This window comes from Amorphoplanes digitatis (assembly GCF_014205335.1).
Classification (GTDB): domain Bacteria; phylum Actinomycetota; class Actinomycetes; order Mycobacteriales; family Micromonosporaceae; genus Actinoplanes; species Actinoplanes digitatus.
Window position 1 is genome coordinate 8,712,040 of sequence record NZ_JACHNH010000001.1, and the last position, 24,878, is coordinate 8,736,917.

A 24,878-nucleotide genomic window follows, 5' to 3' on the forward strand; every position below is an offset into this window, starting at 1 on the left:
GGTGCACAGCACCACGGCCCTGCTGATCGAGGTCGGCGCGCTCCTCTTCGCGCTCGGCATGCTCGGTCGCATCAGTCGCCGCTTCGGGCTCTCACCCATCCCGCTCTACCTGCTCGCCGGGCTCGCCTTCGGGCAGGGCGGCCTGCGCCCGCTCCCGGCCAGCACGGAGTTCATCGAGGTCGGCGCCGAGATCGGCGTCATCCTGCTGCTGGTCATGCTGGGCCTGGAGTACTCGGCGAGCGAGCTCGTCGGCAACCTGCGCTCGGCCGCGCCCGCCGGCGTGATCGACGCTCTGCTCAACGCCCTGCCCGGCGCCGCCTTCGCGTTCCTGCTCGGCTGGAGCTGGGAGGCGGCACTGGTGCTGGCCGGCATCACCTGGGTGTCGTCGTCCGGCGTGATCGCCAAGGTCCTCGGCGACCTGGGCCGGCTCGGTAACCGCGAGACACCGGTGATCCTCTCGATCCTCGTGATCGAGGACCTCGCGATGGCGTTCTACCTGCCGCTGGTCACCGCAGTGCTGGCCGGGGTCGGCCTGCTCGGCGGGGTGAAGGCGCTCTCCGTCGCGGTGCTCACGGTGATCGCGGTGCTGGTCGTCGCGATCCGGTACGGCCACGCCATCTCGAGCTTCATCTCGGTGAAGGACCCCGAGGCGCTGCTGCTCAGCGTGCTGGGCCTGACTCTGTTCGTGGCCGGCGTCGCCGCACAGCTACAGGTGTCCGCCGCCGTGGGCGCGTTCCTCGTGGGCATCGCGCTCTCCGGCCCGGTGGCGCACAACGCGACCCAGATCCTGACGCCGCTGCGGGATCTGTTCGCCGCGGTGTTCTTCGTCTTCTTCGGGCTGTCCACCGATCCAGCGGCGATGCCGGCGGTGCTCCTGCCGGCCCTGGGGCTGGCCGTGCTGACCATGCTGACCAAGGTGTTCACCGGCGGCCTCGCCGCCCGGCGCGCCGGCATCGCGCTGCCCGGCCAGGTCCGCGCCGGACTTGCGCTGATGCCCCGTGGCGAGTTCTCGATCGTCATCGCCGGGCTGGCCGTCGCCTCCGGGGTCGAGCCCGAGTTGGCGCCGCTCGCGACGGCGTACGTACTCATCACCGTCGTCACCGGCCCGTTGCTTGCGCGTTTGACCGACTACACCTGGTTCAAGGCTATGGTCCGCAAACGCATGGTCTTGCGGCGTCCTGTGGAGCCTGTCACCGCCGCTGAATGACCGCTGACCGGCCGGGCAGCCGAGCGCTACTGATTAGTATCCGAAAGTGATCTCCTATGACTTCCGTTACCCACACACGGCGCGCTAACGTGTCGCCGCGACAACAACGTGTTATCGGGTGACCAGCGACTCGCCGGATGAGGACTACCTCCCGACGGGGCAGCACGGCCCTCTGCCGGGGAGGACGGCGGCATGAGTGAGCTAAACGAGGCGGCGTCGTGACCGTGAGTGAGTCGACATTTTTCGGGTTCGCCAACCCGGTCGATCCGCGGCCAGAGGAGCTACAGGCCTGGGCATACCACCCCGAGGCCGTGCCGCTGGACGCGATGCCATCCGACTGGGACCTGCTCATCGCCGGTGACGTGCTCGCACCGACCCTCTACGAGCTGGCGATGGACCGGCAGTGCCCGGCCCGCCGGTTCGCGCTGCACTGCATGTACATCTATGCCGCGGACGGCGTCCGGCAGAACGCGACGGCGCAGCGCAAGCGCCGCATGAAGAAGTACGTGGAGCGCGCGGAAGAGGTCGGCGACGAGCAGATGGCGACGTGGGCGCACAACTGCCGGGTGCTGATGAACCGCCCCGAGCTGTTCGACTACGAGGACTGGATCGAGGGTGGCCTGGTCCGCCACCCGCGCCGCCTCGCCGCCTTCGGTCGGCGCTGAGCCCTCGCGGTCCTATTTGTCGCCCGCGCGACGGGGCCGCCACACCACCAGGGCCGTCGACGGACGCTCCTGGCGGACCAGGTCACGGCCCGGGTAGGCGCGCATCGCCTCGAACTGGGCGATCTGCTGATACGCGTTGCCGAGCTGCTGTTCCAGCTCGGCAACGCGTTCCTGCAACTCTCCGACGAGCTGCTCGAGCCCGATGATCCGCTTGATGCCGGCCAGGTTGACGCCGTCCTCCTGGCTCAGCTTCTGCACCTCGCGGAGCAGGGCGACGTCGCGCTCGCTGTAGCGCCGGCCGCCGCCGCCGGCCCGGCCCGGTTGCACCAGGCCGAGCCGGTCGTACTGGCGCAGGGTCTGCGGATGCATCCCGGCCAGCCTCGCGGCGACGGAAATGATCAGAACCTTCGCGTCGGAGGCCTGCTCCACCGAGATGCTGATCTCTTCATACATGTGCCACCTCCTGACAGGTTCCTGAATCAGCCCCGGCGCAGCCGGGCCTCGATGCGCTCCCGCTCGGCGTTGGGCGTGAGCTTGGCGAACTGTTCCAGCGCGTCGCGGGCCTCGGTGCTCACCGCGGTCGCGGCGGGTACCTGCACCTCGACGGTGACCAGCAGATCGCCGACCTGGCCGTCGCGGCGCTGCACGCCCTTGCCGCGCGCCCGCAGCGTGCGGCCGCTCGGAGTGCCAGGCGGCACCCGCAGCGTGACCGGACTGTCCAGCGTGGGCACTCGCAGGTCGGTGCCGAGCACCGCCTCCGCGAACGTGATCGGCACGGTCAGCGTGATGTCGTCGCCGTTGCGCCCGAACAGCTCGTCCGGCCGGACCTTGACCTGCACGTACAGGTCGCCGGCCGGGCCGCCCTTGTCGCCCGGCTCGCCCCGGCCGCTGAGCCGGATCCGCTGGCCGTCGGCGACGCCGGCGGGGAAGCGGACGTTTATCGTGCGGTTCTTGGTGACCCCGCCCGTGCCGCGGCATTCGGGACACTTGTGTTCGACGATGCTGCCCGCGCCCTGGCACTCGCGGCACGGCTCGGAGAAGCTGAACGACCCCTGGTTGCGGGAGATCAGCCCCGAGCCGTGGCACTGCGGACAGGTCCGCGGCACCGTGCCGGGCTTCGCGCCGTTGCCGTGGCAGGTGTCGCACACGCCCGGCGATCGCAGCGTGAGCGGCAGGGTCGTGCCCTTGACCGCGTGCCCGAAGTCGAGCGTGACCTCGGCCTCGACGTCCCGCCCGCGCTGGGGTCCCCGGCGCCCGCCGGCTCCCGCCCCGCCGGCGCCACCGCCGCCGGAGAAGATGGAGCTGAAGATGTCGGAGAAGCCCGCGCCGCCGAACCGGCGGTCACCGGCACCGCCGGCCTGGCCGGCACCGCTGAACCCGCCGCCGAACAGGTCGGACGGGTCGAACGTGGTGCCGCCCGCGCGGGCGCCGCGGCGGAAGGCGCCCGAGCCGAACAGGGAGCGCATCTCGTCGTACTCTTTGCGCTTCTTGTCGTCGGAGAGCACGTCGTAAGCCTCGGACGCGGCCTTGAACCGGTCCTCGGCGTCGGTGTTGCCGGGGTTGTGATCCGGGTGGTTCGCCCGGGCCAGCTTCCGGTATGCCTTCTTGATCTCGTCGGCGGAGGCGGACTTGCCCACCCCGAGAACGGCGTAGAAGTCCTTCTCCAGCCAGTCCTTCGAACTCATCTAGTCCACCTCCTCCAACGGATGACGGGTCCCGCCCGCCTCACGGCGGGCGGGACGAGTGATCGTCACGCGGGGTCGGCGACCGCGACCAGGGCGGGCCGCAACAGCCGCTCGCCCAGGCTGTAACCGCGGCGCATGACCTCGACGCAGGTCGGCTCCGTGACGTCCGCGGACGTCAGGTGCGCGACCGCCTCGTGGCGGGTCGGGTCGAACGGGTCGCCCTTCTCGCCGAACGCCACGATCCCGAGCTTGCCGACCGAGGCGGCGAGCGCCTCGGCCACGGTGGCGAACGGACCGACCAGGTCGCCGTGCTCGCGGGCCCGGTCGATGTCGTCCAGCACCGGCAGCAGCGCGGTGAGCACCGCGCCGGTGGTCTGCTCGGCCGCCGCACTCCGGTCGCGGTCGACCCGCTTGCGGTAGTTGGCGTACTCGGCCGTCACCCGTTGGAGGTCCCGGGTGCGCTCGTCGAGCTCGGTGCGCAACGCCGCCAGCTCGGCGCCGAGGGCGGTCGCGGCGATGACGGCCACGTCCTCCTCCGGCTCCTCGGCCGCGCGGTGCGCGCCTCCCGTGGACCCCTCCTCGGCCTGCTTGGCCACCGCGGCGCCCTTACCCTTCACATCGATCTTGCGCCGGTCCCGGATGACGACGCGCTCGGTGCCCTGACCGTCGTTCTCGTCGTCCGAGCGGCTCACTTCTTGTCGTCCTCGACGATCTCGGCGTCCACCACATCGTCAGCACCGGCGGACGGGCCCGCGCTCGCGCCGGCGCCGCCGGGCGCGCCCTGCGTGCCGTCGGGACCCGGCGCGTCCTGGGTGCCGTCCTGGTTCTGCTGCGCGTACAGCAGGGAACCGGCCTGCTGCGAGACCGAGGCCAGCTTCTCGTGCGCGGTCTTGATCTTCTCGATGTCGCTGCCGCCCAGCGCGCCGCGCAGGTCGCCCAGCGCCTCGCTGATCTGACCCTTGCTCTCGTCCGGCAGCTTGTCGCCGCTCTCGGCGAGGAACTTCTCGGTCTGCCACTGCAGCTGCTCGGCCAGGTTGCGCGTCTCCGCGTCGTCCTTGCGCTGCTTGTCCTCGTCGGCGTGGTCCTGCGCGTCGCGCATCATGCGCTCGATGTCGTCCTTCGGCAGCGCGGAGCCGCCGGTGATCGTCATCTTCTGCTCCTTGCCGGTGCCCATGTCCTTCGCGGCGACGTGCACGATGCCGTTCGCGTCGATGTCGAAGGTGACCTCGATCTGGGGCACGTTGCGCGGCGCCGGCGGCAGGCCGGTCAGCTCGAAGGTGCCGAGCTTCTTGTTGTAGGCCGCGATCTCACGCTCGCCCTGGAAGACCTGGATCAGCACGGACGGCTGGTTGTCGTCGGCCGTGGTGAAGACCTCGGAGCGCTTGGTCGGGATCGTGGTGTTGCGCTCGATGAGCTTGGTGAAGATGCCGCCCTTGGTCTCGATGCCCAGCGACAGCGGGGTCACGTCGAGCAGCAGGACGTCCTTGACCTCGCCCTTGAGCACGCCGGCCTGGAGGGCGGCGCCGACGGCGACGACCTCGTCCGGGTTGACGCCCTTGTTCGGGTCGCGGCCGGTCATCGACTTGACCAGGTCGGAGACGGCGGGCATCCGGGTCGAGCCGCCGACCAGGATGACGTGGTCGACGTCGGCGACCTTGATGTTGGCGTCCTTGATGGCCTGCTCGAACGGGCCCTTGCAGCGGTCCAGCAGGTCCTGCGTCATGCGCTGGAACTCGGAGCGGCTCAGGTTCACGTCGAGGTGCAGCGGGCCGGCCGGGCCGGCCGTGATGTAGGGCAGGTTGATGCTGGTGGTCGACGCGGCCGACAGCTCGATCTTGGCCTTCTCGGCGGCCTCGCGCAGACGCTGCAACGCCATCTTGTCGTTGCCCAGGTCGATGCCGTGCTCGCCGCGGAACGTCTTGACCAGGTGGTCGATGACCCGCTGGTCCCAGTCGTCGCCGCCGAGGTGGTTGTCGCCGGAGGTCGCCTTGACCTCGATGACGCCCTCGCCCAGCTCGAGCAGGGAGACGTCGAAGGTGCCGCCGCCGAGGTCGAAGACCAGAACGGTCTGCTCCTTGGAGCCCTTGTCCAGGCCGTACGCGAGGGCGGCGGCGGTGGGCTCGTTGACGATGCGCAGGACGTTGAAGCCCGCGATCTCGCCGGCCTCCTTGGTGGCCTGGCGCTGGGCGTCGTTGAAGTAGGCCGGGACGGTGATGACCGCGTCCGTGACCGACTCGCCGAGGTACGCCTCGGAGTCGCGCTTGAGCTTCATGAGCACCCGCGCCGAGATCTCCTGCGGGGTGTACTTCTTGCTGTCGATGTCGACGGACCAGTTCGTGCCGACCTCGCGCTTGACCGACCGGATCGTCCGATCGGGGTTGGTCACCGCCTGGCGCTTGGCGACCTCGCCGACGAGCACCTCGCCGTTGCGGGCGAAGGCGACGATGGACGGCGTCGTCCGGGAACCCTCCGCGTTCGCGACGACGGTGGGCTCACCGCCCTCCAGAACGCTGACGCAGGAGTTCGTGGTGCCGAGGTCGATGCCGACCGCTCGTGCCATGTTCGCTTCCTCGCTTCTTGCCAAAAACTTCGAGTGGTTGGGTTCTCAAGTTGAGTGGACCGGGCTCAATGATGCCACGGGGTCGCACGGGTGCAAGTCAAAGTTGAGTCAGGGCGGCGCAAGTCACGGTCGGGAGGTACCTGTCCGGTCACGGCCGTGGGGTACCTGTTGTCTGCGATGCATAGATCGGGCACGCTTTACCCGTGACGACGCACGGTGACGCGGTCGGTCCGTCGGCCACTCCCGCCGTAGCCGACCCGCTCCCCACAAAAGCCCAGGCGAACGGCGCTTCGACGGCCCCGGCCCGCAAAAACTCCGACAAACCATCCCATACTGCACCAACCTCCGACGCCGCAGCCCCGCCCAGCGGGGCCGAGGAGCCGGAGGCCGACGCGGTGCGGGAGCCGGCCGCCGCCGAGCCGCCGAAGCCGGAGTGGCCCCCGGCCACGGCCTCCACCACGGGAAACGTCGTGACGACGAAGTCGAAACGGCCCGCCGAGGTCGATGCCCCGGACGAGTCGACGGCCGAGGCCGGCACCGCCGCCGAGGACCGGCAGGGGAGCGCTCCCGCGGTCACCGACCGGGACGCGCCCGAGGACGGCTCCGAGGACGGCGAAACGAAGCCGGTCGATGAGCCGATGCCCGCAGACGCGATTGACGCGGATTCCGACCCGGCCCCTGCCGCGGACCCGCCGGTCGGCGTGCCAACGGCCGGGAGGCGGCCGGCCGCGGCGCCGGCGACCCCGGCGCCGACCAGGGCCGTTGCCCGGCCGGGCCCGGCGGCGCCGGACCTGCCGGTCGAGCCGCCCGCCGCCGTCGGTGAGCTCGCCACCGCGCTATCCCGGCTCCGCGCGACGATCGGCGGCGCCACGTACCCGCTGGTCATGCCGTCGGCGGACGAGGCGCGGCGGATCGGCACCGCCCTGGTGTCGCAGTTGGACGACTACCTGCTGCCGCGCCTGGCCCGGCTCGACGCGCCGCTGCTGGTCGTCGTCGGCGGCTCCACCGGCGCGGGCAAGTCCACCCTGGTCAACAGCCTGGTCCGGGCGCCCGTCAGCACCGCCGGCGTGCTGCGCCCGACGACCCGTTCGCCGGTCCTGGTCAGCCACCCGTCCGACTCGTCCTGGTTCCGCACCGGCCGGCTCCTGCCGGGCCTCGTCCGTACGGCCGAGGTCTCCTCGGACCCGCGGGCGCTGCAACTGGTCTCCGCGCCCGCGCTCGGCGCCGGCCTGGCCTTCCTCGACGCCCCGGACATCGACTCGGTCGTCGAGGGGAACCGGCAGCTGGCCGCCCAGCTCCTCGCCGCGGCCGACCTGTGGCTGTTCGTCACGACCGCCGCGCGCTACGCGGACGCCGTGCCGTGGGAGCTGCTGACCACCGCCCGGCTGCGCGGCACGGTCATCGCGCTGGTGCTGGACCGGGTTCCGCCCGAGGCCGCCGGCGAGGTCACCACGCACCTCGGCGAGATGCTCGCCGCCCGCGACATGGACGCCGCGCCGCTGTTCGTGCTGCCGGAGTCCACGCTGGACGGGCAGGGGCTGTTGCCGGAGACCGCGATGCGGCCGCTGCGCGACTGGTTCGCACAGCTCGCGGCCGACTCCGACGCGCGCGCGACCGTCGTCCGGCAGACGCTCAACGGCGCGCTGGCCGCGCTGGGCCCGGCCGTGGCCGGGCTCGCCGACGCCGCGGACGAGCAGGCCCTCGCGGCACAGGCGCTGGAGGAGCGGGTGACCGCGGCCTACCGCACCGGCCGCCGCACGATTGAGGCCGGCCTACAGGACGGGCGCCTGCTCCGCGGTGAGGTGCTGGCCCGATGGCAGGAGTTCATCGGCACCGGCGAGTTCCTCCGTGCCCTGGAGTCGCGGGTCGGCCAGCTGCGCGACAAGGTCGTCGCGGCGGTCACCGGCCGCCCGGCGCCCGGGCGCAACCTGCAGGCGGCCCTGGAGACCCAGCTGGTCACCCTGCTGCGCGGGGTCGCCGCGGACGCCGCGGAGCAGGCGTACTCGGCGTGGCAGGCGCACCCGGCCGGTGCGGCGCTGCTGGAGCCGGGCCTCCAGAAGGCCTCCGCAGACCTGCCGCAGCGCGCCGAGCGGGTGGTTCGCGACTGGCAGCAGTTCGTGCTCGAACTGGTGCGCAGCGAGGCCGGCGACAAGCGGACCCTCGCGCGCGGCACCGCGTACGCGGTGAACGGTGTCGGCCTGACCGTGATGGTCGCCGTCTTCACCACGACCGCGTTCATACCGACCGGCGCCGAGCTTGCCGTCGGCGCGGGCACCACGATCGCCGCGCAGAAGGTGCTCGAGGCGCTCTTCGGCGACCAGGCGATCCGCACCCTGGCCGCCCGGGCACGCGAGGAGCTTCTCAAGCGGATCGACGTGCTGCTGGAGAAGGAGGCGGCCCGTTACACGGACCGCACCGGTGCCGCGCGGCTGGAACTGGAACCGGGCACCGCCCTCCGGCGGGCCGCGGCCGATGTGGAGCGTGCCAGGGAGGAAGTCGCGTTGACCGGGACGCCGTCATGAGCCTCGTCGAGCGGGTCAAGAACACCGTGTCGCGCGACGACCGGGTGGATCCCGAGCAGCTTGTCACGCGGCTCGACGCCCTGCGGCGCTTCCTGCGCGTGACCGACCCGTACCTGCCGGACAACGATCTGGTCGCCGCGCACACGCTTGTCGAGCGGGCGGGCAGCCGGCTCGCGCTCTCGCAGGACCACACGGTCGTCGCCCTCGCCGGCAGCACCGGCAGCGGCAAGTCCAGCCTGTTCAACGCGCTCGCCCGGCTGAAGCTCTCGCCGGTCGGCGTGCGGCGGCCGACGACCGGCGTCGCGCACGCCTGCGTCTGGGGCCCGCTCGGCCCGGCGAACAAGCTGCTGGACTGGGTGGGCGTGCTGCCGCGGCAGCGCTACATCCGGGAGAGCGCCCTCGACGGCGACGACGAGGCCACGCTGCACGGGCTCGTCCTGCTCGACCTGCCCGACTTCGACTCGATCGAGCGCGGGCACCGGCTCGAGGTCGACCGCCTGCTCGGCCTCGTCGACCAGGTGGTCTGGGTGGTCGACCCGCAGAAGTACGGCGACCGGATCCTGCACAACGCCTACCTGCGGCAGTTCAAGCAGCACAGCGACATCACGATCGTCGTGCTCAACCAGGCGGACCGGCTCTCGCCCGGCGACACCGAGATCGTCCTCACCGACCTGCGGCGGCTGCTCACCGAGGACGGCATGACCGACGTCCCCGCGATGGCGACCTCCGCGAAGCAGCCCGGCATGCTGACCGAGCTGCGCGCGGCCCTGGAGAAGACGGTCGCCGAACGACAGTCGGCGCTGCGCCGCCTCGCCGGCGACCTCGACCAGGTCGCCGAGCAGCTCGGGGTGACGATCGGCCCGCCGGCCGCGGAGGACGAGGTCGACCGCGCGACGGTGCGGCAGCTCAGCGAGGCGCTCGCCGCCTCGGCGGGCGTGCCGGCGGTGGCGTCGGCGACCACGGGCGCGTACCGGCACCGGGCGGTCGCCAGCACCGGCTGGCCGCTGGTCCGAGGGGTACGCAAGCTGCGGCCGGACCCGCTCAAGCGCCTGCACCTGTCGACCGAGAAGCCCGCGCCGTCGACCGACCTCGTACCCGTATCGCGCACCTCCCTGCCGGAGGCCGACGCGGCGCAGAAGTCCGCGGTCGGTCTGTCCGTGCGCGCCGTGGCCGCGCGGGCGGCCGCGCCGATCCCCGAGGTCTGGGCACCCGCGCTGAACGCCGCGGCCCGGTCCCGGCTGGGCGACCTGCCCGACGCGCTCGACCGGGCCGTCGCCCGCACCGACCTTGGCATGAGCCGCAAGCCGTACTGGTGGACCGCGGTCGGGCTGCTCCAGTGGCTGTTCACCGTCTCCGCGGTCGTCGGCCTGGGCTGGCTCATCGCCGGTTACGTGGTGCGCATCCTCGGCCTGCCGGCGTTCGACAACCCCAAGGTCGGCGCGGTGCCGCTGCCGACGTTGCTGCTGCTCGGCGGCCTGCTGTTCGGCGCGTTGCTGGCGTTGCTGATTCACCCGATCATCGACCTGGGCGCCAAGCGGGCCGGCCGGCGGGCCGAGCAGCGGCTGCGCGTCTCGGTCACCGAGGTGGCACGCGAGTACGTTGTCGCGCCGGTCCGCGAGGTGCTGAACTCCTACGCGCAGGCGCGTGAGGCGTTGACCGTCGTCCGTTCGGAATAGGGTCCCCGGCCTGCGTTACCGGTAGGCTCGGCCGCATGGCGGCACCCCAGAATCCCTACGACGCGGTCCTGCACGCGGCCCGCGACGTGGCGAAGCTCGACTGCGCCCTGGACGCCGAGATGCTGGGCACCGCACTCCTCGGCAGCGTCTACTCCGTGGCGACCACCGACCGCGCCGCGGCGGTCCGGGAGTTCGTCGGACAATTCCTGACCACGACCGCCCGGCGCCGCACGGCCTCGGCGACGACCATCCGCGAGGTCTTCGCGGCGCTCGTGCCGGACGCGCCGGGCGCGGCCGAGGTCCGCCGCGGCGCGCAGGCTCCGGCCTGGACGGAGCAGCTCGGCCGGGTGCGTCCGACCGGCTGCTACGCGTACGGCGACGTGTACGGCGACCAGACGTCCTACCTGGTCACCTTCGCCTACGACGACGAAGAGGACGGCGGGCCGGCGCACGCCGTGGTGGCGCTCGTCGACCACAACATCGGCATCACCAAGGACATCTTCGTAGGCGGCCCGGCCGAACGCGTGCTGGCCCAGGTCCGCGAGATGTGCGCGAGCGACGAGCTGACCTGGTTCCGCGAGGAGGACCCCGGCCGCCTGCGCGGCGAGGTGAGCAAGTACCTGGAGATCACCGACGGCCTCAGCGACCTGCCGTCGGACGGCAACCTGGCCACGGACCGGGCGCTGGCCACGGCCCGGCTCGCCCTGCTGCCGGCGTCGACGGTCCCGGCGCTGGCGGAGCCGCCGGAGCTCAGCGGTCCGGATCGCGAGCGGCTGCTGCGCGACTTCCTGTCCTCTCCGGAGGCGGCCCGCTTCACCCTCAACGACGTGTCGGCCGACGACGAGCTGGCGTCGCTGCACTTCTGCCTGAGCCTGATCCTCGACCACGCGGCGAGCCTGCCGGAGCCGGACCCGCTGCGCTGGAGCCCGGCGGTCGCGGGCCTGTTCCTCCAGGACTGGGTGCACCGCCGCGCGGTGCTCGACATGGACGACGCGGCGATGCTGCCCCGGGTGACCCGGGCCTGGTCGGCCTACGCGACCCGCAAGCGCGGCCTGCCGGCCGCCGCCTGGGAGCAGACGGACACCGTGGTCGAGGAGATGATCCCGGAGTTCGCCCGGCTGTACGCCACCGGCGAGAGGCGCAGCCCGGCGACGGCGGCGGTGGCCCAGCTGATCTCGGAGGGCGTCGACCCGAACGACACGGCGGCCATAGACGCCTGGATCGAGAACAACCGGCACCGCCTCACCGACGACTCCTGAGCGGGGTTACCTCACCCGGCGAACCTCCACGTCGCCGGGTGAGGGGCCTGTTCACCAGCGGTTCTGGTGGTCCTGCGGCTGCGGGTCGGCGTGGTGCCGTCCCATCCGGGAGCTGCGGTGCAGCGCGCCCGTGCGGTCGTCGGCGCGGTGCATGAGCTCCGCCCGGTGGCTGCCGCGATAGGCGCGGACCGCCGTCGCGGCCAGGCCACCATCGGGGCCCGCCGGCTGATATCGGTGGCTGTTGTGTGTGCGTTCCGCGCTGCGGGCGGGTCGGACGTTCTGCGGGCGTTCGGTCACTGCTGACCTCCGGCGGGAGTCGGGCCGGGCGCGGGCTTCGCGACCCGGATGGTGACGGTTTTCCCGGCCGGTTCCGGCCGGTCGCGTACGGCGTCGAGGACGCGCTCGGGTACGGCCGCGATCGTCACGCGGCGGCCGTCCCCGTCGGCGGGTTCGATGTGGACCTTGATCGTCCGGTCCCGGCCCGCGCGGTGCTGCGACCGGCGCGCGCGGCGGGCCGGGTCGTCGCACTTCCCGCGCCGGAGCCGTGCCGGGCGGTGATGGTGCGCCGGCCGGGCCGAGCAGTCGGTGCGGTCCATGCACCACGCCGGATGGACCGGCTTCGCCGGCGGCTCCTGCGGCTCGCCGCCGCCCGGCGAACCGTCCGGGTCGTCCGAACCGCCGCGCGGCGAGCCGCCCGAACCGCCGTCCCCGGACGGCCGGCCCGAACCGCCGTCCGGGGAGTCCGGCACGGCGGGCAGATCCGGCACGGCCGGCAGATCCGCCACGACCGGCAGGTCCGGCACGGTCGGCAGGTCCGGCACGGCGGGCAGATCCGGCACGGCCGGGAGATCCGGCACGGTCGGCAGATCCGGCACGGGCGGGAGATCCCGCGCGGGCGGGAAGCCGGGGATCTGCCGGGACTCGTCCGGCACGGCCGGCTGCACCGGCAGCTGCGGAAGGCCGGGCGCCGACGGCTTGGTGGGCCGCACCGGCCTCGCGGGCCTGCCGGCCGACGGGCCGGAGACCCCGGACCATCCGCCCCGGCCGGAGCCGGCGGGCCGCCAGGTCGAGTGCGCCGGGACGAGCCCCTTGGCCGGCGTCCGGCGGCGCGTGCTCTGGCCGTACCCCTTGGGTCTGGTCTTCTGTTTCTGAGCGTGACCCCGCACGACCCCGGGCCCGCCCGGTGACGACGACCCGGCGGACGCCGAGGCGTCCGGTGTTCCGGCGCCCGGCCCGGCCGAGGCCTGCGGCGAGACCCGCACGGGCCCGGACGACGCCGGCGGAAGGAACGGCACGTCCATCGCCCCGCCGCGGTTCTCCTCGAGTTCGTTGGATCCCGCGGTGATCGCCGCCAGCGTCGGCAATGATGCCAAACCGACCAACATGGCAACAATCAGTACATATCGGCGCGTGGTTCCGGCGAATCCGTGCTCGGCACTGTAGACACCGTTCAAGCGCCTGCGCATCACCTTGACCGGCGGGACGAGCCCGTCGTCGCCCGGTTGCTCCGGCACGGCCTGCACCCCCTGCACATAAAGATCGACTTGGATCGGACTCGGCTATCGAGGTGAACGACGCATGCCCGTCCGGGCAGCGGCGAAAAGTGCCCGTTCAGACGGAAGTGACCGTACGAAAACCGCTTAATAGGACAAAAGTGGGCACCAATGGCCGAGCCGAGATTTCGTATCTGTGATCGACCTGACCTGTGGCGCCACTCACGTTCTCTGCGAGGATGGTGACGACGGCACCGCCGTCGCCGGCTGTACATCAGCGGAAGGCGGTGGTCGTCGTTACTCCCCCAGGCGGGGTCTTCCACCACGCCTGCCAGCCGCGCGGCAACCCCACCCGGGCCAGGCGCGGCGCACCCCAGCGGTCAGCCGCGCGGACGGGCAACACCCGCCGTGGGCCAGAGAGATGAAACAGGGAGACACGGATGGCGAACGGCGAAAGCGAAGTCGGGGCAGACGCCCCGGCGGGCGGTTTCGTTCAGCTGCTCACGCCCGACGGTGAGCGCGTGGACAGCGCCACCACGGCGGACGGCGTGACGTACTCGGTCGACTTCACCGACGACGAGTACCGCGAGCTCTACCGGGACCTCGTGACGGTCCGCCGCCTCGACGCCGAGGCGACCGCGCTGCAACGGCAGGGCGAGCTGGGCATCTGGGCCAGCCTGCTGGGCCAGGAGGCCGCACAGGTCGGCTCGGGCCGCGCGCTGCGACCGCAGGACATGGCGTTCCCCACCTACCGCGAGCACGGCGTGCTCTACACCCGCGGTATCGACCCGATCATGCCGTTCGGCCTGTTCCGCGGCGTCGATCAGGGCGGCTGGGACGCGAACAAGTACAAGTTCAACGGCTACACGATCGTCATCGGGTCGCAGACGCTGCACGCCACCGGCTACGCCATGGGCATCACCATGGACGGCAAGACCGGCACCCCGGACGGCGAGGCGGTCATCGCCTACTTCGGCGACGGCGCCACCAGCCAGGGCGAGGTCAACGAGTCGTTCGTCTGGGCCGGGGTGTTCCACGCCCCGATGGTCTTCTTCTGCCAGAACAACCAGTACGCGATCTCCGAGCCGCTCGAGCGGCAGACCCGCATCCCGCTCTACCGGCGCGCGGCGGGCTTCGGCTTCCCCGGCGTACGGATCGACGGCAACGACGTGCTTGCCACCTACGCGGTGACCCGCGCGGCGCTGGACCAGGCGCGCAACGGCCAGGGCCCGACCCTGATCGAGGCGTACACCTACCGGATGGGCGCGCACACCAGCTCCGACGACCCGACCCGCTACCGCATCGCCAGCGAGGTCGAGTCCTGGAAGGCCAAGGACCCGATCAGCCGGCTGAAGGCGTTCCTGACCAAGCAGCAGATCGCCGACGACACGTTCTTCGGCGAGGTCGACGACTCGGCCCGCACCCTCGCGCTCGACCTGCGCGAACGGGTCCTGGCGATGCCGGATCCCCAACCCGTCTCGATGTTCGACCACGTCTACCCGAACGGCTCGCCCGAGATCGACGCACAGCGCGCCCAGTTCGCCGCCTACGAGGCCTCGTTCGAAGGGAGCGCACACTGATGTCCGAGACTCTGACCCTAGGTAAGGCCCTGAACCACGGCCTGCGCCGCGCGCTCGAGAACGACCCCAAGGTCGTCATCATGGGCGAGGACGTCGGCAAGCTCGGCGGCGTCTTCCGGATCACCGACGGCCTCCAGAAGGACTTCGGCGACGACCGCGTCATCGACACCCCGCTGGCCGAGGCCGGCATCATCGGCACCGCGGTCGGCCTGGCCATCCGCGGCTACCGGCCGGTCTGCGAGATCCAGTTCGACGGGTTCGTCTTCCCGGCGTACAACCAGATCGTCGCCCAGGTCGCGAAGATGTACTACCGCTCGCGCGGCAACGTCCGGCTGCCGATCGTCATCCGGATCCCGTATGGCGGCGGCATCGGCGCGGTGGAGCACCACTCCGAGTCGCCCGAGGCGTACTTCGCGCACACCCCCGGCCTCAAGGTCGTGACCTGCTCGAACCCGGCCGACGCGTACGGAATGATCCAGCAGTCGATCGACTCCGACGACCCGATCGTGTTCTTCGAGCCGAAGCGCCGCTACTGGGACAAGGGCGAGGTCGACCTCGACGCTCCGGCCTCGTTCCCGCTGCACGCGTCGCGGGTCGCCCGCGAGGGCTCGGACGCCACCGTCATCGCCTACGGCCCGATGGTCAAGACGGCCCTGGACGCGGCGCAGGCCGCGGCCGAGGACGGGCGCACGCTCGAGGTCATCGACCTGCGCACCCTCTCGCCGCTCGACCTGGGCCCGGTGTACGACTCCGTCCGCAAGACGGGCCGTGCCGTTGTCGTGCACGAGGCCCCCGGCAACCTCGGCCTCGGCGCCGAGATCGCCGCCCGGATCACCCAGGAGTGCTTCTACTCCCTCGAGGCGCCGGTCCTGCGGGTCTCGGGCTACGACGTGCCCTACCCGGCCGCGCGCGTCGAGGAGGAGTACCTGCCCGACCTGGACCGGGTGCTCGACGCCGTCGACCGCTCGTTCGGCTGGTGACGGGGATGTCGCGGATCAAGGAGTTCAACCTGCCCGACCTGGGCGAGGGGTTGACCGAGGGCGAGATCCTGACCTGGCTGGTCCAGGTCGGCGAGACGATCGAGCTCAATCAGCCGATCGTCGAGGTGGAGACGGCGAAGGCGGCGGTCGAGATCCCCGCGAAGTGGGCGGGCGTCGTCACGCAGATCTTCCACGAGGCCGGCACGACGGTCGAGGTCGGCTCGCCGATCATCTCGATCGACACCCAGCCCGGCGCGGGCCCGATCCCCTCGGCCGAGTCACTCGCGGCCGTCGAGGTCGCGCCGGCGGAGGGCGCGGTCGAGCCCGGCCTGATCGGTGGTCCGGCTCCGGGCGGCCGCACGGCCGTCCTGGTCGGCTACGGCCCGAAGACCGCCGCCGCGAAGCGCCGACCCCGCATCGGTACGCCCACCGGCCTGACAACCGCAGCACCGGCAACCCCGCCTGCGGCGGCTACCGCGGTGGCGGCCCCGGCGGCACCCGCGGCCGTTGCGCCGGCTCCGGCTCCGGTGGCCGCACCGGCGCCGGCCGCACCGGCACCCGCCTCTCCGGCGGCACGCGTCCGGCCCGCCGGGCCCGTGCTGGCCAAGCCGCCGGTGCGCAAGCTCGCCCGGGACCTCGGCGTCGACCTGTCGACGATCGCCGGCACCGGCCCGCTGGGTTCGGTGACGCGTGAGGACGTGCAGCGGACCGTGGCGGCGCCCGCCGAGGCCGTCGCCGCCCGGCCGGCCTCCGCGCCGGCCGCGGTCTTCGACGCCTCGCGGGAGCAGCGCATCCCGATCAAGGGCGTGCGCAAGCTGACGGCCGAGAACATGGTCGCCTCGGCGTTCACGGCGCCGCACGTTACCGAGTTCCTGACCGTGGACGTGACCCGGTCGATGAAGTCGCTCGAGCGGATCAAGGCACGGCCCGAGTTCCGCGACGTCCGGATCTCGCCGCTGCTGCTCGTGGCGAAGGCGGTGCTGCTGGCGGTCAAGCGGCACCCGATGGTCAACTCGACCTGGTCCGCGGCGACGAACGAGATCATCGTCAAGGACTACGTCAACCTGGGCATCGCGGCGGCGACCGAGCGCGGCCTGATCGTGCCGAACGTCAAGGACGCCGGGCGGCTCACGCTGCGTGAGCTGGCAGATGCTTTGAACGCCCTTGTGCAAACCGCTAAGTCGGGCAAGACGCCGCCGTCGGACATGTCGGGCGGAACCCTCTCGATCACCAACGTCGGCGTGTTCGGCGTGGACACCGGCACGCCGATCCTGCCGCCGGGCGAGGCGGCCATCCTGGTGTTCGGGGCGATCCGTCCCACGCCGTGGGTGCACAAGGGGAAGATCAAGATTCGCCAGGTCACCACCCTGGGCCTGTCCTTCGACCACCGCATGGTGGACGGCGAACTGGGCTCGAAGTTCCTGCGCGACATCGGCGCCTTCCTCGAGGACCCGGAGGGCGCACTGCTCTCCTGGACCTGAGTTTCTTCTGGCGGGTGGGCTATGGAGCCTTCGATCCTTAGGCAGGTAAGCGGGATCACCCCCTAAATCGTTGGTGGGTCGTGTTCCGGCGCAGTTAAATAGATCTAGCGCCGGAACACGGCACCAAAGACGAGGCCAGGCAGGCCGAGGGAGTGAGCACCACCATGAGCACCATCGAGCGCATCCGCAACCGCCGCATCGCCAAGCGTGACGCCCGCGCCATCGAGCGCGCGATGACGTCCGCACCCACGCAGTCGATGCGTGACGAGATCGCCATCTTCAGCCAGCACCGCGTCTTCTGATCAATTTCTGATCGACGTCGCAATCGAACGGCCCGCCCGGGTTCCGGGCGGGCCGTCGGCACATCAACCGGGGCAATTAGGGATTAACCGTCGCCCGGGGACGTGATTTTCGCCTCACCACTGCGCTCCGGACGGCGTACACCGGGATTCCTCGAACCCGCTACGACCGGTACGGTTGGTCCCGGTCGCCGCCCTGGCTCGGCCGGCCGGGCAACAGCGACCGGGCGACGCCCAGCTCGGCAGGGTCGGCCGCTCCGTGCGAAGCTGGCACGGCCGACAGTCATGGAGGAGGCGGTATGACGTCCGAGGGCCAGCACGCCGGTCAGCAGCCGGGGGCCATGTCGGGCGGCGGGGTCGACCCGTTCGGCGCCGACGGTTTCCCACCCGACCTCGACGGTCGGCAGGCCGCCGATCGCGGCCCGTCCTATCCGCACGCGCAGGAGTCTTTCCCCAGCGCGTACGGCCCGCCGCCACAAGCCACCCCTAACGGCGGCTCGCCCTTCGTGGTGCCCGCGGTCCCGCCGGCCGGCCAGACGCCGCCGCCCGGGTCCCCCGCGCCCCAGCTCCCCGGGCCGACGTTCGGGCCGGGCGCGGCCAAGTTCTCCTCCAGCGGCTCCGCCCGCGTGCCCGAGCCCGGCCAGCTTCCGCAGCGGCCACCGGCCCCGTCCGCACAGGGCGGCGCCTACCCGGCGCCGGAGTCCGCGTGGGCCCCGCCGCCGGCACAGCCCAGCGCGGCGCCGGAGGACAACCCGTTCGTGCCCCGGGTGGCCGAGCCGCACCCCTACGGCGGCGGCGCCGGCGACCTGCCGCAGCGCTCGCCCGGCATCGCCGGCGGACCGCTCGACGGCCCGGTCGGCGACTTCAACGGCTTCGCACCCACCCGCAAGCCCGCCGAGGCCGCGCCGCCCGCCCCGTCGTTCGGCCGGCCCGGCAGCTACGGCGCGCCCCAGCCGGGCGGCGAGCCCCGCCCGGCGTTCGGATCCGCAACGCCGCAGCCCTTCGGCTCGGCACGCCCCGACGACGCCGACGGTCAGTCCGGCCGGGCGCCGGGCGTGTCCGCGTTCGGCGACCAGCGCATCCGGGTGCCCGGCGCGACCCTGACCGGCCTGCCCGACACGTCGCCCGCCGACGGCCTCCCGCCCCGTGACGCCGACGAGAGCGGTGGCCTGCCCACCCGCGGCGGCGCGGACCGGCCCCGCGGCGGCTCCGACAGCGGCGGCTTCCCGCTGCGCGGCGGAACGGGCAGCGGCAGCTTCCCGGTCCGCGGCGGCCCGGACAGCGGCAGCGTCGGCTACGCGGCCCCGGCCGACGGCGGCGCGTTCGCGGCCGGCACCGACAGCGGAGCCTTCGCGTCCCGCGCCGACGGTGGCGCGTTCACGGCCCGCGGTGACAGCGGCGCGTTCGCCGCCCGTAGTGACAGCGGCGCGTTCGCCGCCCGTAGTGACAGCGGCGCGTTCGCCGCCCGTGGCCAGTTCGCCCCGCCCGGCGAGGCGGGCTCCCCCGTCCAGCGCGGCGACGCCGACGGCAGCCCGTTCGGGTCCACCGGCGACGCACCGGGCTTCGGCGCGCCGGGCTCGCCGGACAGCGGCGGCTTCCCGGCCCGCGGCGCCTTCGACGGCCCGGGACACGACAGCCAGCCGGCTCCGGCCCTGCCCCCGCGCCGCCCCTTTGGCGACCGCCCGGCCGAGCCGGACCAGTCCGCACCGTTCGCCCGCGCCGACCAGGACGGCGGCTACCCGCAGCGGGTCCCCGGCACCTCCTACGCGGCCGCCGGCTCACCGGATCTCGGCCAGCCCGACGGCGGCAGCGCCGGCTACGCCCAGCGCGTGCCGGGCGCCTCGTTCGGCAGCGGCGGCGCACCCGTCGTCGCGGAGCCGCGCAGCGCCGCGTCCGTTCCGCTGCCGCGCGACCCAGCCGAGCGCCTGGAGTCCGCCGCCGAGCCGCCCGCCGAGCACTCCGGACCGGCCAAGGGCACGGCCCGCCCGGTCTCGGCCAGCGCCTCCGTTCCGGTGTCCAGCCGGGTCGCACCGCCCCCGGAGGCCGAGGAACTGCCGCCGCCGCAGGCCAACCCGCAGTCGCGGGTCTACGGCCGCCCGGCACCCGCCGAGGAGGCCCCGGCCGCACCCGAGCATCCCTACCGGGACGCCGGACATCCCTACCACGACGATGACCATTCGGCCGGTGGCACGTACGGCTCGGCACCGGGGTCCGGTGCACGTCGTGCCGCGCCCACTTCCGGCGCCAGGGGCGCGGCCACTAACTCCGGCGCCTACGAACAGACACCCGAGAGCCTCTACGCCCCACCGGCGGAGAGCCCCGACGGCACCTACGGCCGCCCGGCCGAGGCTCCCTTCGGCGGCGGACCGGCGTCCGGGCTGCCCGACTCCCCGTCGGACCAGTTCGCCACCCGGCCGTCCCCGGACGCCTTCGGCGCCGCGCCCGTAAGCCCATACGGCGCCGCGCCGGTCAGCCCCTTCGACGGCCGTACCGGCGCGCCCGACGGCGCACCGGGCTCCGGCGCGTTCGGCGCGGTGCCGGCACCGGGTAGCGATCAGCCGCCCGAACGCCCGGCGGCCCGTGCCACCGCCAGCGCCCGGGTCAGTCCGCCCGCGCAGCCCTTCGCCCCGCCCGCACCGGCCGACCAGCCGAACGAGCGCGGCCCCCAGGCGTTCAGCGAGTTCACCACCGACATAGCCGGCCGCGGCCAGGCCGTTCCGGCGCCGGGCAGCCCCGCCGCCCGCACGGCCCCGCCGGAGCAGTACGGCGAGCACACCACCGACGTGGCGGGCCGCAACCAGCCGCCGGGCCAGCCGTACGTGCCCGCGCCCGCCCTGCCGACGATGCACGCCGCGCCGCCGCTGGAGAACGGCTTCCCGCCCGCGCCGGCACCGGACTCCACCCAGCCGTTCGGCGAGCGCCCGCGGATGGGCGGCGTCTTCCCGGGCCCGGCCAGCCGCGCGACCGTGGCACCCCCGGACCCGGAGCAGACCGCCAACTGGCCGAGCCGCCCCGCACCCGGGGAGGCCGACCAGGGCCGGTTCGACTCGTTCCGGCCGGACGCGCCGGAGCCGGCACCCGCCGAGGCGGCCAAGCCGGAGACCCCGCACGTGCGGATGCTCCCGGTGATCCTCGGCGTCATCCTCGGCGCCGGCCTGCTCGTCGGCCTCACCCTCGGCATCACCTGGCTGATCGCCCGGGGTTCGCACGACGGCGACACCGGCGGCAGCGGCTTCTCGGTCAAGGCCGGCGACTGCGTCAAGCGCGAGGGCACCGCGGCGGTCACCGCGAACTGCACCGACGCGGGCTCCTTCGAGGTGACGGCGATCGTCGACGCCAAGGAGAAGTGCCCCGACCTCAACCAGCCGTACGTGGTCAACCCGACCACCGGCGGCGGCTCCCAGGTGCTCTGCCTCAAGCCCCGCGCCTGAGCACACGACGCGCTCGAGGCGCGGTCATCCCGGCTCGCCCGGTGGCCGCGCGTCGGGCGCGTGGCGGTTTCCGGGCCCGGATCCGCCCCGCGTGAGCCGATTCCCGGGTATCCGGCACGATGGGATCATGACTGCGCGAGTACGGGCGCCCGAGTTCCAGGGCCGCAACTGGCTGAACACCGGCGGCCGGGAGCTGAAGCTCGCCGACGTGCGCGGCAAGATCGTCCTGCTGGACTTCTGGACGTTCTGCTGCATCAACTGCCTGCACGTGCTGGACGAGCTGCGCCCGCTTGAGCAGGAGTACGGCGACGCGCTGGTCGTCATCGGCGTGCACTCGCCGAAGTTCGAGCACGAGCGCGACCCGCAGGCCCTGGCCGCCGCCGTCGAGCGCTACGGCGTGCACCACCCCGTCCTCGACGACGCCGACATGGCGATGTGGCAGCAGTACGCCAGCAAGGCCTGGCCAACCCTCGCCGTGCTGGACCCGGAGGGCTACCTGGTCGCCTCGATGGCCGGCGAGGGCCACGCCGAGGGACTCCGGCGCCTGCTGGACGAGCTGATCGCCACGCACGAGGCGAAGGGCTCCCTGCACCGCGGCGACGGGCCGTACGTCCCGCCGGCCGCCGCCGAAACCACCCTGCGCTTCCCGGGCAAGGCGATCGAGCTGCCGAACGGCAACCTGCTCGTCTCGGACTCTGCCCGCCACTCCCTCGTCGAGCTGGCCCCGGACGGCGAGACCCTGATCCGCCGCATCGGCACGGGCGAGCGCGGCCGCGCGGACGGCCCGGCCGCGGCGGCGAGCTTCTCCGAGCCGCAGGGCCTGTGCCTGCTGCCCGCCGGCACCGCCGGCTACGACGTGGTCGTCGCGGACACGGTGAACCACCTGCTGCGCGGCCTGCGGCTGGACACCGGCGAGGTCACCACCGTCGCGGGCACCGGCCGCCAGTGGCGTTCCGCCGAGGACGACGGCGAGTCGCTCTCCTCGCCGTGGGACGTCGCCTGGTTCGAGGGCCAGGTGATCGTCGCGATGGCCGGCATCCACCAGCTGTGGTGGTTCGACCCGGCAACCGGCGCCGCCGGCGTGTACGCGGGCACCACCGTCGAGGCCCTGCGCGACGGCAAGCTGCCCGACGTCTGGATGGCGCAGCCGTCCGGGCTCGCCGCCGCCGGCGACCGGCTGTGGATCGCGGACAGCGAGACGTCCGCGCTGCGCTGGATCGAGGCGGGCGAGCTGCACACCGCCGTCGGCCAGGGCCTCTTCGACTTCGGCCACGTCGACGGCCCGGCCGGGGACGCCCTGTTCCAGCATCCGCTGGGCGTCGGCCCCCTGCCGGACGGCTCGGTGCTGATCGCGGACACCTACAACGGCGCCGTCCGCCGCCTCGACCCGGCGACCGGCACGGTGTCCACCGTGGATTCCGGCCTGGCCGAGCCGAGCGACATCCTGGTGACCCGCGACGGCGCGGTCTTCGTCGTCGAGTCGGGTGCGCACCGCCTGGTCCGCCTGGCACCCGGCGCGGTCACCACCGTCGCCGGGGAGCGGCACCGCACCGAGCGGCCGCCGTCCCCGCTGGCACCGGGCGAGGTGGTCCTGGACGTGGTCTTCACCCCGGCGCCGGGTCAGAAGCTCGACACCACCTACGGGCCGTCGACCCGCCTGGTGGTCTCCGCCTCCCCGCCCGAGCTGCTGCTGGAGGGCGAGGGCACCACCACCGAGCTGTCCCGGCGGCTGGTGCTCAACCCGGCCGTGCCCAAGGGCATCCTCCAGGTGGTGGCCCAGGCCGCGACGTGCGACGCGGACGTGGAGCACGCCGCCTGCCACCTGACCCGCCAGGACTGGGGTGTCCCGGTACTGATCGAGCCGGGCGCGCCGAGCCGGCTCCCCCTGATCCTGCGCGGGTTGGACGCCTGAAACCTGCTGGTCATGCCACGTGAGGCGGAACACTACCCACGAGTAACCTACGGTGCCGTAACCTAGTAGCCGTGACGACCTCAGCTCCGTTCCGCATGAAGCGCGCTGATCTCGGCAAACCACGGCTGCGCGGCCGCCTGCACCAGTACGCCTTCTTCGTGGCGCTGGTCTGCGGCATAGTCCTCTGCTCGATCGCCGCGACCCGTCCGGGCATCGCGCCGTTCGTGAGCACCCTCATCTACAGCATCACCGTCTGCGGCCTGTTCGGCACCAGCGCGCTGTACCACCGGCGCGCCTGGAGCGAGCGCGGCTACCAGATCATGCGGCGCATGGACCACTCGATGATCTTCATCTTCATCGCGGGTACCTACACACCGTTCTGCGTCCTGCTCCTGGATCCGGACAAGACCGTGCTGATGCTGAGCCTGATCTGGGGCGGCGCGCTCGGCGGGGTGGCCCTGAAGCTGATCTGGCCGCACGGGCCCCGCTGGGTCGGCGCCCCGCTCTACCTCGCGCTGGGCTGGGCCGCGGTCGCGATCCTGCCGGACATCCTGCACAACGGCGGCGTGACGTGCCTCGTGCTGCTCGCCGTCGGCGGCCTGATCTACAGCGTCGGCGCGGTCTTCTACGCGCTGCGCCGGCCCAACCCCTGGCCGACCGTCTTCGGCCACCACGAGTTCTTCCACGCCTGCACGCTGGTCGCGGCGATCTGCCACCACATCGCGATCTACTTCGCGCTCTACGCCTAGATTCTGGAGTCGTAGGCCTCGCGGGCCTTGAGCACGTCGGTGATGTTCGTCTCGGCCCAGTCCAGCAGCCCGCCGACCAGGCCGAGCAGGCTGCGCCCCAGCGCGGTCAGCGCGTAGTCGACGCGCGGCGGGACGACCGCATGGACCGTCCGGGTGACCAGGCCGTCGCGTTCGAGGCCGCGCAGCGTCTGGGTCAGCATCTTCGGGCTCACCGCGGGGATGCGCTGCGCCAGCTCCGTGTAGCGCAGGTCGCCGTCGGCCAGCGAGCAGACGATGAGCACGCTCCAGGCGTCTCCGATCCGGTCCAGCAGCTGCCGGCCCGGGCAGTCCTTCTCGTACGCGAAAGGTTCCACCAGGTCACTATCCCTGGAGTGCGTACTGCACTTCAAGGTGCTCACTCTCTATTGGGAAGTGATCCTCGAACTGCCCTGTTGTGCACGATGGCGGCCACTCGGCCGCCGCCATCGCCACATTGAGGGAGTTCGCACATGACCATCGTCGTCACCGGCGCCACCGGGCACCTGGGCCGTCTCGCCGTCGAGTCGCTGCTCGCGCGCGGCGTACCCGCCGACCAGATCGTGGCGGGCGGCCGCAGCGTCGAGAAGATCCAGGACCTCGCCGACCGCGGCGTACGCGTCGTGCGGGCGTCGTACGACGAGCCGGAGTCGCTGCGCGCGGCCTTCGCGGGCGCCGACCGGCTGCTCTTCGTCTCCGGCAGCGAGGTCGGCCGGCGGATCGAGCAGCACGCCAACGTGATCGCGGCCGCCAAGGACGCCGGCGTCGGCCGGATCTTCTACACCAGCGCGCCGCACGCCGACACGTCCGACCTGATCCTGGCCGGCGAGCACCTGGCCACCGAGCGGGCGCTGGAGGCCTCCGGCATCCCGTCGGTCTTCCTGCGCAACGGCTGGTACGTGGAGAACTACGACCTCAAGGGCGCGCTCGAGCGGGGCCTGTTCGGCGCAGCGGGCGACGGAAGGATCAGCCTCGCCACCCGCGCCGACCTGGCCGAGGCCGCCGCGGCGGCCGTCGTCGCCGACGTGCACGACAAGCAGGCGTACGAGCTGGGCGGCGAGGCCGTGACCCTGGCCGAGCTGGCCGCCGAGGTCTCCCGGCAGTCCGGCCGGGAGGTCACCTACACCGATCTGTCCCAGGAGAAGTACGCCGAGCTCCTGGTCGGGGTCGGCCTGCCCGAGCAGTTCGCCGCGATCCTTGCCGACTCGGACCGCGGCGCGTCCGCCGGTCTGCTGGACACCGGCACCGCGGACCTGGCGAAGCTTCTCGGCCGCCCGGCAACCCCGCTGGCCGACGCCGTCCGCGCGGCCCTCGCCTGAGTACGACGACGGGTGCCACCACGACGCTGTGGTGGCACCCGCCGT

At 72.8% G+C, this 24,878-nt stretch carries 20 protein-coding genes; 13 read left to right on the forward strand and 7 right to left on the reverse strand.

Annotation, left to right across the window (positions count from 1 at the left end; translation table 11 throughout):
- Position 1: 1 nt before the first annotated feature.
- Both BJ971_RS38600 and BJ971_RS38605 read left to right on the forward strand, forming a co-directional pair.
- Positions 2-1,207, forward strand: a complete 1,206-nt coding sequence (locus BJ971_RS38600; RefSeq protein WP_184998225.1) for a cation:proton antiporter — start codon at positions 2-4, stop codon at positions 1,205-1,207.
- Between the two features lie 218 nt (positions 1,208-1,425).
- Positions 1,426-1,872 carry a hypothetical protein gene (locus BJ971_RS38605; protein ID WP_184998226.1) on the forward strand — a complete coding sequence of 149 codons (447 nt, stop codon included), beginning with the start codon at positions 1,426-1,428 and terminating at the stop codon, positions 1,870-1,872.
- A 12-nt stretch (positions 1,873-1,884) separates the two neighbouring features.
- Here BJ971_RS38605 and BJ971_RS38610 read toward each other — a convergent pair whose 3' ends face one another.
- From BJ971_RS38610 to dnaK, 4 genes are all read right to left on the reverse strand, one after another.
- Entirely contained in the window at positions 1,885-2,325 is a 441-nt protein-coding gene (locus BJ971_RS38610; RefSeq protein WP_184998227.1) for a heat shock protein transcriptional repressor HspR, read from the reverse strand.
- 26 nt (positions 2,326-2,351) lie between these two features.
- On the reverse strand, positions 2,352-3,557 hold the full coding sequence (gene dnaJ, locus BJ971_RS38615) for a molecular chaperone DnaJ (protein ID WP_184998228.1): 1,206 nt from the start codon (positions 3,555-3,557) through the stop codon (positions 2,352-2,354).
- 65 nt (positions 3,558-3,622) lie between these two features.
- On the reverse strand, positions 3,623-4,249 hold the full coding sequence (grpE, locus tag BJ971_RS38620; RefSeq protein ID WP_184998229.1) for a nucleotide exchange factor GrpE: 627 nt from the start codon (positions 4,247-4,249) through the stop codon (positions 3,623-3,625).
- The gene (dnaK, locus tag BJ971_RS38625) at positions 4,246-6,117 is read right to left on the reverse strand and encodes a molecular chaperone DnaK (protein WP_184998230.1); all 1,872 of its coding nucleotides are present in this window, start codon (positions 6,115-6,117) and stop codon (positions 4,246-4,248) included. The genes grpE and dnaK overlap by 4 nt, the downstream gene beginning before the upstream one ends.
- Positions 6,118-7,001: 884 nt before the next feature.
- Here dnaK and BJ971_RS38630 point away from each other — a divergent pair.
- Genes BJ971_RS38630 through BJ971_RS38640 form a run of 3 tightly spaced genes read left to right on the forward strand, consistent with a single transcriptional unit; the run spans position 7,002 to position 11,574 of the window.
- The gene (locus tag BJ971_RS38630; protein WP_260416079.1) at positions 7,002-8,639 is read left to right on the forward strand and encodes an ABC transporter; all 1,638 of its coding nucleotides are present in this window, start codon (positions 7,002-7,004) and stop codon (positions 8,637-8,639) included.
- Positions 8,636-10,315: a GTPase gene (locus tag BJ971_RS38635; protein ID WP_184998231.1), complete on the forward strand. Its 1,680-nt coding sequence runs from the start codon at positions 8,636-8,638 to the stop codon at positions 10,313-10,315. Before BJ971_RS38630 ends, BJ971_RS38635 begins: the two co-directional genes overlap by 4 nt.
- A 35-nt stretch (positions 10,316-10,350) precedes the next feature.
- Positions 10,351-11,574: a hypothetical protein gene (locus tag BJ971_RS38640; protein ID WP_184998232.1), complete on the forward strand. Its 1,224-nt coding sequence runs from the start codon at positions 10,351-10,353 to the stop codon at positions 11,572-11,574.
- 51 nt (positions 11,575-11,625) lie between these two features.
- Here the strand turns inward: BJ971_RS38640 and BJ971_RS38645 are convergent, their stop codons facing one another.
- The gene (locus BJ971_RS38645) at positions 11,626-11,871 is read right to left on the reverse strand and encodes a hypothetical protein (protein WP_184998233.1); all 246 of its coding nucleotides are present in this window, start codon (positions 11,869-11,871) and stop codon (positions 11,626-11,628) included.
- Positions 11,868-12,947 (reverse strand): hypothetical protein, encoded by a 1,080-nt coding sequence (locus tag BJ971_RS38650; RefSeq protein WP_184998234.1) that lies wholly within the window; start codon positions 12,945-12,947, stop codon positions 11,868-11,870. The genes BJ971_RS38645 and BJ971_RS38650 overlap by 4 nt, the downstream gene beginning before the upstream one ends.
- A gap of 560 nt (positions 12,948-13,507) precedes the next feature.
- Between BJ971_RS38650 and pdhA the strand changes: the two genes are divergently transcribed.
- The 7 genes from pdhA (at position 13,508) to trhA (ending at position 23,499) form a co-directional block, all read left to right on the forward strand.
- Entirely contained in the window at positions 13,508-14,647 is a 1,140-nt protein-coding gene (gene pdhA, locus BJ971_RS38655; RefSeq protein ID WP_184998235.1) for a pyruvate dehydrogenase (acetyl-transferring) E1 component subunit alpha, read from the forward strand.
- Complete coding sequence (locus tag BJ971_RS38660; protein WP_184999321.1) at positions 14,644-15,627, forward strand: alpha-ketoacid dehydrogenase subunit beta; 984 nt, start codon at positions 14,644-14,646, stop codon at positions 15,625-15,627. The genes pdhA and BJ971_RS38660 overlap by 4 nt, the downstream gene beginning before the upstream one ends.
- Positions 15,628-15,632: 5 nt before the next feature.
- The gene (locus BJ971_RS38665) at positions 15,633-17,108 is read left to right on the forward strand and encodes a dihydrolipoamide acetyltransferase family protein (protein ID WP_184998236.1); all 1,476 of its coding nucleotides are present in this window, start codon (positions 15,633-15,635) and stop codon (positions 17,106-17,108) included.
- Positions 17,109-17,272: 164 nt separating this feature from the next.
- Positions 17,273-17,410: a hypothetical protein gene (locus tag BJ971_RS38670; RefSeq protein ID WP_184998237.1), complete on the forward strand. Its 138-nt coding sequence runs from the start codon at positions 17,273-17,275 to the stop codon at positions 17,408-17,410.
- A gap of 296 nt (positions 17,411-17,706) precedes the next feature.
- Entirely contained in the window at positions 17,707-20,838 is a 3,132-nt protein-coding gene (locus tag BJ971_RS38675) for an LppU/SCO3897 family protein (protein ID WP_184998238.1), read from the forward strand.
- A 127-nt stretch (positions 20,839-20,965) separates the two neighbouring features.
- The gene (locus BJ971_RS38680; RefSeq protein ID WP_221478935.1) at positions 20,966-22,750 is read left to right on the forward strand and encodes an NHL domain-containing thioredoxin family protein; all 1,785 of its coding nucleotides are present in this window, start codon (positions 20,966-20,968) and stop codon (positions 22,748-22,750) included.
- Between the two features lie 71 nt (positions 22,751-22,821).
- Positions 22,822-23,499, forward strand: a complete 678-nt coding sequence (gene trhA, locus BJ971_RS38685) for a PAQR family membrane homeostasis protein TrhA (protein WP_184998239.1) — start codon at positions 22,822-22,824, stop codon at positions 23,497-23,499.
- Here the strand turns inward: trhA and BJ971_RS38690 are convergent.
- The gene (locus tag BJ971_RS38690; protein WP_184998240.1) at positions 23,496-23,852 is read right to left on the reverse strand and encodes a winged helix-turn-helix transcriptional regulator; all 357 of its coding nucleotides are present in this window, start codon (positions 23,850-23,852) and stop codon (positions 23,496-23,498) included. The two genes, trhA and BJ971_RS38690, sit on opposite strands and share 4 nt — an antisense overlap.
- A 135-nt stretch (positions 23,853-23,987) precedes the next feature.
- Here BJ971_RS38690 and BJ971_RS38695 point away from each other — a divergent pair, with 135 nt between their 5' ends.
- Complete coding sequence (locus BJ971_RS38695) at positions 23,988-24,833, forward strand: SDR family oxidoreductase (protein WP_184998241.1); 846 nt, start codon at positions 23,988-23,990, stop codon at positions 24,831-24,833.
- Positions 24,834-24,878 lie beyond the last annotated feature (45 nt).

Coding starts and splice junctions, on each gene's coding strand:
- BJ971_RS38610 (WP_184998227.1), bottom strand. CDS start 2,325: ATGTATGAAGAGATCAGCATCTCGGTGGAGCAGGCCTCCGACGCGAAG.
- dnaJ (WP_184998228.1), bottom strand. CDS start 3,557: ATGAGTTCGAAGGACTGGCTGGAGAAGGACTTCTACGCCGTTCTCGGG.
- dnaK (WP_184998230.1), bottom strand. CDS start 6,117: ATGGCACGAGCGGTCGGCATCGACCTCGGCACCACGAACTCCTGCGTC.
- BJ971_RS38630 (WP_260416079.1), top strand. CDS start 7,002: ATGCCGTCGGCGGACGAGGCGCGGCGGATCGGCACCGCCCTGGTGTCG.
- BJ971_RS38635 (WP_184998231.1), top strand. CDS start 8,636: ATGAGCCTCGTCGAGCGGGTCAAGAACACCGTGTCGCGCGACGACCGG.
- BJ971_RS38640 (WP_184998232.1), top strand. CDS start 10,351: ATGGCGGCACCCCAGAATCCCTACGACGCGGTCCTGCACGCGGCCCGC.
- pdhA (WP_184998235.1), top strand. CDS start 13,508: ATGGCGAACGGCGAAAGCGAAGTCGGGGCAGACGCCCCGGCGGGCGGT.
- BJ971_RS38665 (WP_184998236.1), top strand. CDS start 15,633: ATGTCGCGGATCAAGGAGTTCAACCTGCCCGACCTGGGCGAGGGGTTG.
- BJ971_RS38670 (WP_184998237.1), top strand. CDS start 17,273: ATGAGCACCATCGAGCGCATCCGCAACCGCCGCATCGCCAAGCGTGAC.
- BJ971_RS38675 (WP_184998238.1), top strand. CDS start 17,707: ATGACGTCCGAGGGCCAGCACGCCGGTCAGCAGCCGGGGGCCATGTCG.
- BJ971_RS38680 (WP_221478935.1), top strand. CDS start 20,966: ATGACTGCGCGAGTACGGGCGCCCGAGTTCCAGGGCCGCAACTGGCTG.
- BJ971_RS38695 (WP_184998241.1), top strand. CDS start 23,988: ATGACCATCGTCGTCACCGGCGCCACCGGGCACCTGGGCCGTCTCGCC.